The organism is Pseudomonas sp. P5_A2_2, assembly GCF_054177685.1.
The window spans coordinates 1-12067 of the sequence record NZ_JBGCUL010000067.1; the positions used below are offsets into that span (position 1 = coordinate 1).

The window sequence follows — 12067 nt, forward strand, 5'->3', positions numbered from 1 at the left end:
GCTCTAAAGTCCGTTTCACTAAAACCCGCCGTCAGGCGGGTTTTTTGTGCCCGGATTTCGGGCAAAAAAAAGCCAGCGATCAGGCTGGCTTGAGCTTTCTGGCGGAATCAGGACGCGTCAGCGGCCAATTCAGCATCATGAGCGATCAGTGAAACCAGGGCGTTCTGCTGGCGGTGGGAGAGTTGGCGGAAGCGCTGCAGCAGCTCCCGTTCGTGCAAGGAAAGCTCCGGGCTGTCCAGGCGCATGCTCAGCTCTTCTCCCAGTGCACCTTCCTGAATAAGACTTTGCTCAAGGCGCGCAATGATTTCGGAGTTCATGCTGCGATGATGATTGCGAGCCACCTCGGCAATGCGTTCACGCATTCCGTCTGGCAGACGTACGACGAACTTGTCAGCCGTACGGCTGGAATAAATTGCCTGTTTCAATGGGCGCATATATTTAACCGGTTAGTTCAGGGGAGCGGTTTTCGGGATTGGCCGCAGGATGTCTGGTAGGACAAGCGCTCTGACCAAATGTTCAACCTGAATTGATAGAGGCGCGCATCATGCCTCAAGCAAGCCAGATCCTTGGCGTCAATTCTGTGACAAATATTGAACTGTATAAAGGCGTTCTGCCAGCACCAATTATCAGAAATGCGAATTAGTTTGAAAAGTTCGACCGGACCGTATCGTTCAGCGCGCCTGCACCCGACGAAAGATTTCTGACGGGTCGCAAAGGCGGACTCGATCACTGCTCCTTGCCTTTACAGGATAGTGGCAAATGGCCGATTTACTAGGGCGAGTCGTATGGAGGGGGTGAATTCAGGATGGATGGCAGGCCTTTGCGCCGGATCTGCCATACCTGGATTAACGCAGGACCGGATCAAACTTGATCTTGCGTCCGGCAATCAGTGCGAGCACGAACAGAGCGCTGAATACACCACAGTCAATCAGGGGGAGGGTGACGACCATGTCCTGGGTCAATGACAGATGAAAAATGCCGCTCAACAAGGCGAGGATAAAAAAGCTCACGGCTGATTTGGACATGCTGTGCTCCTGGTGAGGGTCATTCAAAATACCAAGCGCTCGGCAGACGGAGCCGGTACCAGAATGGTTTCCTGGCTGACTTCCTGACTGACAAAGCCGTGCTGGCTGCTCATCACGGCCAACTGCGGCGCTTTCTGCAGTTGAAGGTAATGTGGCATTCGCTGGGCAATCTGCGTAGCACCGCTCTCGTGGGTAAAATGAAAACCCGGCAAAACCGTCAGAGCGATTGCACTCGAGAGTAAAAGGGCGCTGTTCATGAGGCGGCCTCCGTTGTTCTGTGAGAACAGCTGAAGCAGCTCGCATGCCAGAGTCTATCGACAATTAAATTCTTTAAAAACAAAGAATTAGGATATTTTTGCGAACACCGGGTCTTGCATTTTGCAATGATGGCTTTTTGCAGTAATGCAATTTGCAGGGTAAACAAGTCCGCGCCTGGCCGAGGCGTCTGCCTACACTTAAAAAGCCCAACGGACGACATGACAAAAGCCGGCCCGGCCGTTAACATGCACGCCGTCCATCGCGCCGCGTTTCTTCGCGGCCGACTTGTGTCCCAGTAGCTCAATTGGATAGAGCATCCCCCTCCTAAGGGGAAGGCTGGCAGTTCGAACCTGCCCTGGGACACCATATTTCGCAGCTCCCCCCTGTTTCAACGCTTCATTTTCACGACCTGTAGATAAAGTTCGACAAATTCTTGCGCCCGGGATTTAACGAATCCATCAACCCTACCTTCGCGACTTTCCTTCTCCCCTCCCAAGTAGTCTGAAACTCCCATCCCGCCTGGGAGTATCGGCCGATGTGCATCCTCCGGTGCTTGTTCATAGTTGTGACCAATAGATCAGAAAATGGTCCAAGGTCGACCCCCGATGACTGGACCCGCTCAGGAGAAAGTCATGACTATGCGCAAGAAAACCTCATCGCCAACGAATGACCTGGCCAATAACGTCGGTGACCATCCTTCACCCGTCAACCACGACTGGACTTTTACCTACATTCCGACCGTCACCACCGACCTTAAAGACTACGCACCCGGCAGCACCGCCATCATCACGGCCAGCGGTTTCGCCGCCGGCAGCACCGTGACGCTCGAAGTGGACCACGCCGTCGGTGCCGGCGCGGATGGTGTGTGGGGTACGTCCGACGACGTACTCAATACCAATATGGGCGCGGGGCACGAGCCCTGGTCCGTGACCGACGGCGGTGCCGGCGATCTCGACGGCCAGGTCAACGGCAGCGTCACCACCTCGTGGTACGTGAATCCCGACGACTCGGCAGGCGCGACGTTTCTGCTCACCGCGAGCTCTGCCGGCGCCGACGGTGTGGTCGGCACCGGTGACGACGCCGTGGCGACAATGTCGTTTACGGACAGTGTTTTGAGCGTCGTGGCGACCGGCGAGGACGTTACGCTGGACGAAACGGCCGGGTTGCAGAACGGCACAGCCACTCCAGGCCCTGTGGGAGACGCTGACGACAACGACATTCTGGTGGCGTCCCTGCCCACGACCTTCGCTAACCGTTTGACCGGGCTTGGGGCAGGCACCGCAACGGGGGCGGCCTTGAGCGGCTATACCGGTGCCGTGGGCAACACGGGCAGCAATGCGTTCACCATCACCTCTGCACCCGGAGCAAGCATTACCGATGTCAGCTTCGTGGGCAGCACTGGAGTACCGCTCAATGGCGTGGTCAGCGGGCTGTTTACCCTCGACGGCACCAGCATCCTTCTCTATACGGATACGAACAACAACATCGTTCTGGGCCGAGCCGGGAGCGCAAGCGGCGCGATCGTGTTCGCAGCCTTTATAGAAGAAACCGGATCGCCGGTCACGGGCGGCAAGATCTGGACCGTGGAGTACCAACCGCTCCGGCATACAGATGCTACGAACGCCGATGATTCGCTCAATCTGCTGAATAAGGTTTTCATCGGAGCCAGCCAGGACCTGGAGTTCAGTCTGGCCAATGCGCCCTCGGGTCAGAACCTCTTTCTGATGTTTACGACGGCGACCCCGACCGTTGTCAACGACGGTGGTGTATTGCGGATCACGGACCCCACCATCATCGCCACCGGCAAGAACCCTGCAGACCAGTCAAGCGGCGCCAATATCACGACTGGCGACACGATCAATACCAGCCAGGCGGGTGGCCCCACCACCTTCGGCACCAACAATCAGATGATTACGGAACAGGAGGGTATCCGTTTTTCGTTCGTCACGGGTGCCAGGCAGAATGTGACCATTCCCAATCTGGATCAGAACGAAGCCGATGTTGAATCTAACGTCGACTTTACCAACGTGTTCAATGCTAAATCGGCCAGTTTCGACGTCGTGCAGTTGCAAGGCGGCAAGAGTGCCATGGTAAGAGTCAGCGCATTCAGCACCGCTGCTGAGCCTGGCGTGAATTTCATCAACGGATATGCGGGTGATACGTCGGTTGCAATCACCAATATTCGCGTCATCAACAAAAGCACCGGGCAGGTGCTCGAGAACTCAGACGGATCGGTGAATAGCCCGAGCATTGTCATCAGTACTGTTGGCGGGGTTGCAACCATCACCGGCGTTTTGGCCGGCTACCAGATTCAATACACCACAACGTCGGATCACAACCGCGTACTCGTCGAGAACGGGGCGGCCGTCGACGCCAAGGGTACTGACCACGCCGATTTTGATATCGGTGGCTTCAAGTTGGTCCAGGCCTCTATTACAAAAACCGAAATCGGCTCCAAGATCATCTTCGACGACGACGGGCCAAGCATCAGCACCACGGGTGTGGAGCCAACGCTGACGGTGGACGAGACAGTACTGGCGACCAACGCCACCCAGAGCTTTGCCGCCAACTTCAACTCGGCGTTTGGCGTTGATGGTGCGGGTACGTTGACCTATRCGCTGRRCGTGGTRGCCGGAGCCTCCGGGYTGAYCGACACGGMCACGGGCSACGCGGTGAACCTGTCGCTCAATGGCGCCGTGGTCGAAGGCCGCACGGCCACGGGCAATCTGCTGGTGTTCACGGTCAGCGTGGCGGCCAATGGCAGCGTCACGCTSGACCAGAGCCGTGCCGTGGTGCATGCCAACACAGCCAATCCTGATGACTCGACGAGCCTGACCTCGGACAACCTGGTGACACTGACCGCAACCAAGACCGACAGGGACGGCGACAGCGCCCAGGCGACGCTGAACATCGGGCAGAACCTGGTGTTCAAGGACGATGGGCCAAGCATCAGCAGCACCGGGGTGGAACCGACGCTGACCGTGGATGAGACGCTATTGGCGACCGACGCCAGCCAGAGCTTTGCCGCCAACTTCAATCCGGCGTTTGGCGCCGATGGTGCCGGCACCCTGACCTATGCGCTGGGCGTGGTGGCCGGAGCCTCCGGGCTGACCGACACGGCCACGGGCGAGGCGGTGAACCTGTCGCTCAACGGCACGGTGGTGGAGGGGCATACGGCCCTCACCAACCTGCTGGTGTTCACGGTTAGCGTGGCCGCCAATGGCAGCGTCACGCTGGATCAGGTCCGGGCGGTGGTRCATGCCAACGCCAGCAATCCGGATGATTYGACGAGTTTGACCTYGGACAAYCTGGTGACGCTGACGGCGACCATGACCGACAAAGACGGCGACAGCGCCCAGGCGACGCTGAACATCGGGCAGAACCTGGTGTTCAAGGACGACGGACCAAGCATCAGCASCACYGGCACGGAGCCGACGCTGACCGTGGACGAAACGCTACTGACCACCAAYGATACCCAGAGCTTTGCCGCCAACTTCAATCCGGCGTTTGGCGCCGATGGWGCCGGCACSCTGACCTACGCACTGGGCATGGTGGCGGGGGCCTCCGGGCTGATCGACACGGCCACGGGCGACGTGGTGAACCTGTCGCTCAACGGCACTGTGGTGGAAGGCCGCACGGCCACGGACAACCTGCTGGTGTTCACGGTCAGCGTCGTTGCCAATGGCAGCGTCACGCTGGACCAGAGCCGGGCGGTGGTGCATGCCAACGCCAGCAATCCGGATGACTCGACAACTCTGACCTCGGACAACCTGGTGACGCTGACCGCGACCATGACCGACAAGGACGGCGACAGCGCCCAGGCGACCCTCAATATCGGGCAGAACCTGGTGTTCAAGGACGACGGTCCGAGCATCAGCACCACYGGCACGGAGCCGACGCTGACCGTGGACGAAACGCTACTGACCRCCAAYGATACCCAGAGCTTTGCCGCCAACTTCAATYCGGCGTTTGGCGCYGATGGKGCCGGCACGCTGACCTATRCGCTGGGCGTGGTRGCCGGAGCCTCCGGGYTGAYYGACACGGMSACGGGCSASGCGGTGAACCTGTCGCTCAAYGGCRCAGTGGTCGAAGGCCGCACGGCCACRGRCAACCTGCTGGTGTTCACSGTCAGCGTGGCGGCCAAYGGCAGYGTCACGCTCGACCAGAGCCGCGCCGTGGTRCATGCCAACGCCAGCAATCCGGATGATTCGACGACTCTGACCTCGGACAATCTGGTGACACTGACGGCGACCATGACCGACGGGGATGGCGACAGCGCCCAGGCAACGCTGAACATCGGGCAGAACCTGGTGTTCAAGGACGACGGACCGAGCATCACTACCATTGGGGTGGAGCCGACGCTGACAGTGGACGAGACGCTACTGGCGACCAACGATACCCAGAGTTTTGCCGCCAACTTCAATCCGGCGTTTGGCGCCGATGGGGCCGRCACCCTGACCTATGCGCTGGGCGTGGTGGCGGGGGCCTCCGGGCTGACCGACACGGCTTCGGGTGAGGCGGTGAACCTGTCGCTCAACGGTGCAGTGGTGGAAGGCCGCACGGCCCTCAGTAGCCTGCTGGTGTTCACGGTCAGCGTGGCKGCCAATGGCAGCGTCACGCTGGACCAGAGCCGCGCCGTGGTACATGCCAACGCCAGCAATCCGGATGAYTYGACAASTCTGACCAYGGACAACCTGGTGACGCTGACCGCGACCATGACCGACAAGGACGGCGACAGCGCCCAGGCGACGCTGAACATCGGGCAGAACCTGGTGTTCAAGGACGACGGACCAAGCATCAGCACCACCGGCGTGGAACCGACGCTGACCGTGGACGAGACGGTACTGACCACCAACGATACCCAGAGCTTTGCCGCCAACTTCAACTCGGCGTTTGGCGCCGATGGAGCGGGGGCGCTGACCTATGCGCTGGGCGTGGGGGCGGGGGCTTCCGGATTGACGGACACGGCCTCGGGCGACGCGGTGAACCTGTCGCTCAATGGCTCCGTGGTCGAAGGCCGCACGGCCACGGGCAACCTGCTGGTGTTCACGGTCAGCGTGGCCGCCAACGGCAGCGTCACACTCGACCAGAGCCGGGCGGTGGTGCATGCCAACGCCACCAATCCGGATGATTCGACGACTCTGACCTCGGACAACCTGGTAACGCTGACGGCGATCAAGACCGACGGGGACGGCGACAGCGCCCAGGCGACCCTGAACATCGGGCAGAACCTGGTGTTCAAGGACGACGGGCCGGCGCTCAGTTTCGGCAACCTGATCGGGACCGGTAGCGTCCTTGCGCAATCCGGGTTCTGGAATATGGCGGCGGGAGCCGACGGGCTGGGTGCGGCCGGTCTGGATATCTCGCTGGTCAATGACCAGTTCACTCTCATCAGGCCAGACAACACGACCACGACCGGGACCGGCACGCTCCACGAGCTGGCGTCATCACCGGATGCCAATGGTGCGTACCAATTCGCAGGAACCTTGACCGGTGATTTCGACAACAACGCCGCAACGGCGAATACCACCGTCGACTATACGCTGAGTGCCTATGCCGATGGCCGCTATGCACTGGATCTGGTGCAGGGCTTCAGTTCGACGATCGTGCACAGCAGTGCCAACGGCTCGCTCGATCCCGGCGGTCCGGATTCGGTGCACACATTGTTGATCCCTCAGACGAATGACCCGACTATTCCTTCGGCGTCCGAGGAGATCGTGTTCTTTTCCGCGAAGGCGCTGGCGTCGACTGCGGACATCCTGACTGGCATCGGGCTCGGAGCACCCGACCCCACCGAAGCCGCGCTACAAACCAACCCGCTGCCGTCGTACATCGACCCGGCGTCCATGTTCGTCAGCACGGCCGGCATCGGCGTCGGCAATAACGTTTTCCAGGGAGATAACCTGGCGGCAATCAGCGCCGCCGATGAAAGTTTTGTCATCAACCCAGAGAGCCTGCTGACGGGCATGAAGGTCTTTATCGACAACTCCGTGGCGGGTTACAACACGGCGACCGAAGACCTGTACTACAGGATCTACTATGCGGATGGCACGCATTCGAACCTCGTCGAGGTGAACACCCTGACTCCGGAAGCTGGCGGGCAGGTGTCCTTCCTCATTGCGAAGGAGGGTACGCAACTGATCGACGCTGTTCAGCTGACGATGGGCCGGGGCGATGTCAAGATCCCGGTGATCCAGTTCATTCAGCAGAGTGAGAGCCTGGCCAGCGATGTCCAGCTGGCATTCAGCGCGACGCTGACGGACAAGGATGGGGACTCGGCGACAAGTACGTTTGACGCCAACCTGTTCGCCAACGACCCGGGCAATGCACTCTTCGACTTCACGCTGGTTGGCACCGGCGGTGAGCGAGATGCCTTCAACGTCGATTTGTCAGTCAATCAGAACCGCTACCAGGTCACCGGCTTCGATGTGGGGGCGGGCGTGCAAGACAAGCTGGTGCTCAACGGCGACCCGAACGCCGTTGTCCAATCGATCAACAACACTGGCGCGGACAGCGTCGTGACGGTTGCCGAGACTGGCGGACAAACAACGACCATCACCTTGGTCGGGGTCGATGTTCAGAATACCGACATCTTTTTTGGCAGCGCCTGAGGTATTGCGCGTGTGAAAGGATGTGAGGGTGGCCCAGGAAACCACCCTCGCATTTTTCTGCAGTTCCAATGCGAGATTCGCGTGATCGCAGCCGCGGTGAACTATCGAGCAGCACAAGGCTTGAGGAGCGCGGCGGGGGAGATACAGGTCAATGCGGCAGGATGTATCGAGAGCGACATCGGCATTGCGGGGGCACCCTGTTCCAGGTCGCCGTCAAGGATGGCGACAGGGTAACGGCCTACTCCCTGAAAGTGAGGGGCAGACCGTCTTGTATCGACTTGAAATTCATTCCAGTTCCACCCAGGTGGAGGGCGGTGCTTCGTTGTGGGTGAGCCCGTGTTTGAGCGCATACATCAGCAAGTCGATGCGGTTGATGAGATCAAGCTTTTGATAGATGTTGCTGAGGTGGTTGTGCACGGTGTGCTCGCTGATCCCCAGGCGTCCGGCGATGCTCACATATTTGGCGGACGGTTCGCCCACGATGGCGCGAATCAGTTCTCTCTCGCGCAGGGTCAACCGCGCCTGTTTCGCCTGCTCTCGATTGCATTTCAAGGGGATATGCTCGGTCGCGGCATAGCCGCGAAGGCCGCCAGCCCAGGCTCTATCCATTGCGATGTCRTTATGGTGGACCTTGAGGATGGCCTGGATAATCGATTCTGTCGGGTCTTCCGCCAGCACGATGCCGTGAGCGCCAGCTTCTATCGCCTGGGCGGCGGGGACGGCTTCGTACAGGCCCTTGAGCAGCAGCACTTTCATGTCGGCGATACGGGTGAGTCCCGCGACGACATCCAGTGGATTCAGCGCATCCGGAAAGAAACTGAAAAAAATGACATTGGGCCGCAGCTGATCGGCAAGATTCAGTGCATGGGTATAAGTGGTGGCCTGGCCTGTCACTTCCATCCGGGGCTTTCTGGCATCAATCAAGTCGTGAAGGCCCTTGAGTACGAGGGGACGACAATCGATCAACATCACGCCTATTGGCTTTTCCTGGTCAGTGATCATCTTCCTGACCTCCTTGAAAAACCAACGATGGCCTCCACTCGCAGGCCTTCCCGGGTCAGCCACTTGCTCGCTGAGTCGCCGCGATTGAAGGACAGATTTGAACGCCGGGAGGCCGTGATGGTGCTTGTCCAGTCATTGGCAACCACGGGCCATGGGGCCATTTCCGTCAACAGCATCGGCAAGAGGGGCGAACGTTTCCAAAGGGCAGGTAAAGCCCGAGAGAGGAAATAAATACGAACAATGTTCAATGGATTGCACATGATGATGGACTCCCGCGCGCCTCTCAACGGAGTCTAGGTCAGCCCGGAGCGCTGCCAGCCTGCCCGTCCGTCAGTCCTCGATACAACCCGGTACGGGCAGGCCTGGGCGATGTTCTCAAAGAGGGGGGGTAACCCTCGAAAATCAAGGTATTAGACTCGCCACCGTGGGCCTGCGACGAACGTCTGATTCTGATCAAAATCGTCAATTAATCGACGAATGGCGTGCACTTAGGAACACCAATATCGACTTAGTCAATTTGTCGGCTAATTCTGCCTGGCCAGCCACCGGAATTTGCTGATGTTCATGTATTGCTGGTGTTCACGTATCAGCATTTTTTTTGTGCGTGAGGTGTCGTTTTCAGTAAGGGCTTCGCATATTCAGAATGAGCGTCGGGGAAGGTTCTCAAGGGAACGCTGTTGCTGGCCGATAACCCGGGCAGTCAGGGACTTGTTCGTCTCTTTCGGTCGGCATGGGGGGCTCATTGTCTATGAGAAGGTGTTTGATAGCCTAGTGCCACCCGTTATCATCTGCGCGCCAAAACAAGGGCTGCGAAGTTGAGTCCGTCCGTGTATTTGCCTTTGGGTTCTTCTTCTTAAATTGCCTGGAAATCTTCGATGCTGTCGTATCACCAAAAGCGTTTTCTGATCGTCGATGATTTCTCGGACTTCCGCAGTTCGGTCAGGTCGATGCTGCGCGAACTGGGCGTCAAGGAAGTGGACACTGCCGATACCGGCGAGCAGGCGCTGAAAATGTGCTCGCAGAAGGCCTACGATTTCATCCTGCAGGACTTTCATCTGGGCGACGGCAAGAAGAACGGCCAGCAGGTGCTCGAAGACCTGATGGAAGAAAAGCTGATCAGCCATGAAGCGGTGTTCGTCATGGTCACCGCCGAAACCAGCCAGGCCATGGTGCTCAGTGCGCTGGAGCACGAGCCTGATGCCTACCTGACCAAGCCGTTCAACCGTTCCAGCCTGGCCCAGCGCCTGGAGCGCCTGGAGCAGCGCAAGACCCTGCTCAAGCCGATCCTGCAGGCCCTCGACCGCGGCAAGCCGATGGAAGTGCTCAACGCCTGCATCGCCCTGTGCAAGCAAGACATCCGCTATTCGCCACTGTGCCTGCGCTATCGCGCCGATGCCCTGCGCGACCTCAATCAGAACGAAGCGCTGGAGCGCCTGTACGACGGCATTATTGCTGACCGCCCATTGCCATGGGCGTTTGCCGGGTTGGGCAAGTTGCTGTTCAAGCGCGGTCAGGTCGCGCAGGCCAAAGGCATTTACGAAAAAGCCCTGAAAGTCTTCCCGATGATGCCGTCGCTGTATGACGGCATGGCGGACGTGCTGGTCGCCGAAGGCGATACCAAGGGTGCACAGCGTGTTCTGGAGGAAGCGATTCGCCTGTCGCCGCTGGCGGTTCGCCGCCAGGCGTTGCTGGGCAAGCTGGCGATGACCAACGAGGATTTCGACACGGCGGCCAAGGCCTATCGCCAGGCTGTGAGCCAGGGTGCGCAGTCGCGGTTCAAGGATGCCGAGAGCAACCTCGGCCTGGCCCACGCCTTGATCAGCAAGGGCAGCGAAAGAGGCCTGGACACGCGGACCCGCCTGGAAATCAATACCACATTGAGCGCCGTGGCCAAGGAAAACCCTTCCGATCCGGGCCTGCAAATCCGCGCACGCCTGATGAAGGCCACCAGTCTGTTGCTCAACGATGCCGAGACGGCTGACAAGCTCACCGAGCAGGCCTTGTTGCGTCTGGATGGCATGGAGCAATTCATGAGTGCCGAAGCGGCGTTGCTGGTAGCCAAACAGCTGAAAATGCTCGGGCAGACCGAGGCCGGTACCGCGATGCTGAAAAACTGCGTGGAAATCTACGGCGACGATCCGGTGGTGATGAAGGACATCGCCAAGCAGACTGACGACCCGAGCATCCTCAACTCCGGCAACGCCGCCGCTGAACTCAACCGTCAGGGCGTGCGCGTGTACAAGACCGGCAATCTGGTGGAGGCGCGAGCGGTGTTCCGCAAAGCCCTGGCGATGCAGCCGAAGAACATCAGTATCGCCCTGAACCTGGCGCAGTCGTTGTTGCACGGCACCGATACCGGCGTTCCTTCAGCGGAGCTGGAAGAATGTCGGAGCTGCCTGAAAATGGTCGGCCTGATGCCCGACTCCGACGCGCGTTATCCGCGTTACCAGAAGCTGAAAAGCAAGGCGTTTGGCCAATGAACGACAACCAACAGGCACTGGATTTCTCCACGGTGATTGCCTCTACCGTGCACGACATGAAGAACTCGCTGGCCATGCTGATGCAGGCCCACAGCCAGTGGCTGGCGCGATTGCCGCAGGCGGCGCAACAGACACCGGAGCAGGGCGTGATCGACTTCGAGTTCGCCCACCTCAACGGCATGCTGGTGCAGTTGCTGGGGCTGTACAAGCTCGGCGTCAACCAGATGCCGTTGCAGCCGGCCTACCATGAACTGGACGACTTCATCGAAGCGCAACTGGCTTGCCATCAGGAAGTGTTCGCCAGCCGCGGCATCATGGCTACCTATGAAGTGGACCCGCTGAGCCCGTTGGGTTTCTTCGATCGTGAGTTGATCGCGTCGGTATTGGCCAACTGCATCAACAATGCCATCCGCTTTGCACGGCATGCCGTTTTGATCAGCGTCAGCGATGAAGCGGGGCAACTTGTATTGACCATCAATGACGATGGCCAGGGGTATCCGGCGCAGATGATCGAGCGCCAGGCCGATTACGTGCAGGGCATCAATCAAAGCACCGGAAGTACCGGGTTGGGCCTGTACTTTGCCGGACGAATTGCCGCGTTGCATCAGCGCAACGGCGTCGGCGGACGCACCGAAATCGGCAATGGTGGTCCGTTGGGCGGTGGGGTGTTCCGCCTTTACCTGCCCTGACT

General features: G+C 59.3%; 7 protein-coding genes and 1 tRNA gene. 4 read left to right on the top strand and 4 right to left on the bottom strand.

Going from position 1 to position 12067, the window contains the following annotated elements; genetic code table 11:
• Window positions 1-107: 107 nt before the first annotated feature.
• From ACXRVY_RS08085 to ACXRVY_RS08095, 3 genes are all read right to left on the bottom strand, one after another.
• The gene (locus ACXRVY_RS08085) at window positions 108-434 is read right to left on the bottom strand and encodes an Arc family DNA-binding protein (protein WP_028620557.1); all 327 of its coding nucleotides are present in this window, start codon (window positions 432-434) and stop codon (window positions 108-110) included.
• 411 nt (window positions 435-845) lie between these two features.
• Window positions 846-1025, bottom strand: a complete 180-nt coding sequence (locus ACXRVY_RS08090; RefSeq protein WP_458237223.1) for a PA3371 family protein — start codon at window positions 1023-1025, stop codon at window positions 846-848.
• 23 nt (window positions 1026-1048) lie between these two features.
• Window positions 1049-1282 (bottom strand): hypothetical protein, encoded by a 234-nt coding sequence (locus ACXRVY_RS08095; RefSeq protein ID WP_223459279.1) that lies wholly within the window; start codon window positions 1280-1282, stop codon window positions 1049-1051.
• Between the two features lie 290 nt (window positions 1283-1572).
• Between ACXRVY_RS08095 and ACXRVY_RS08100 the strand changes: the two genes are divergently transcribed.
• Both ACXRVY_RS08100 and ACXRVY_RS08105 read left to right on the top strand, forming a co-directional pair.
• Window positions 1573-1649 (top strand) — tRNA-Arg (locus ACXRVY_RS08100).
• A gap of 266 nt (window positions 1650-1915) precedes the next feature.
• Window positions 1916-7894, top strand: coding sequence for a DUF5801 repeats-in-toxin domain-containing protein (locus ACXRVY_RS08105; protein ID WP_458237224.1), 5979 nt, complete (start codon window positions 1916-1918; stop codon window positions 7892-7894).
• A gap of 285 nt (window positions 7895-8179) precedes the next feature.
• Here the strand turns inward: ACXRVY_RS08105 and ACXRVY_RS08110 are convergent, their stop codons facing one another.
• On the bottom strand, window positions 8180-8896 hold the full coding sequence (locus ACXRVY_RS08110) for a response regulator transcription factor (RefSeq protein WP_457266169.1): 717 nt from the start codon (window positions 8894-8896) through the stop codon (window positions 8180-8182).
• Between the two features lie 875 nt (window positions 8897-9771).
• On the opposite strand from ACXRVY_RS08110, the gene ACXRVY_RS08115 reads away from it, so the two are divergent.
• Complete coding sequence (locus ACXRVY_RS08115) at window positions 9772-11376, top strand: tetratricopeptide repeat-containing response regulator (protein ID WP_223459782.1); 1605 nt, start codon at window positions 9772-9774, stop codon at window positions 11374-11376.
• On the top strand, window positions 11373-12065 hold the full coding sequence (locus ACXRVY_RS08120) for a sensor histidine kinase (RefSeq protein ID WP_223459780.1): 693 nt from the start codon (window positions 11373-11375) through the stop codon (window positions 12063-12065). Before ACXRVY_RS08115 ends, ACXRVY_RS08120 begins: the two co-directional genes overlap by 4 nt.
• Window positions 12066-12067: the final 2 nt, after the last annotated feature.